Below are 232 nucleotides of genomic sequence, written 5' to 3'. Positions count from 1 at the left end.
TTGTGTAAATGAAATGCCTTCGTACATATAATATGTATCTAACTTAAATAAATGATGCTTCCAAGGTGTCCTGGAGTCCTTTGAACCCTCGGTGGATCCGCTTCAGAGACTTCTCGTTATAAACATTAAACTGAGAAACCAGGAAGCGATCCAGTGAATCTTCCGTTGGAAATTGTTCTTTGTGGTGGGTGGTGCGCTTGAGATGCTTATTAAAGTTCTCAATCAGGTTAGT

1 protein-coding gene is annotated in these 232 nt (G+C 40.1%); it reads right to left on the bottom strand.

Features of this window, described 5'->3' with window-relative positions; translation table 11 throughout:
* Positions 1 to 43 precede the first annotated feature (43 nt).
* On the bottom strand, positions 44 to 232 hold a 189-nt coding region (locus tag FC65_RS11345; RefSeq protein ID WP_075168699.1), incomplete at its 5' end, for a transposase.

Origin of the sequence: Ligilactobacillus acidipiscis DSM 15836 (assembly GCF_001435755.1) — a bacterium.
In the GTDB taxonomy this organism is placed as follows: Bacteria; Bacillota; Bacilli; order Lactobacillales; family Lactobacillaceae; genus Ligilactobacillus; species Ligilactobacillus acidipiscis.
This window is presented reverse-complemented; position numbering and strand designations above follow the sequence as displayed.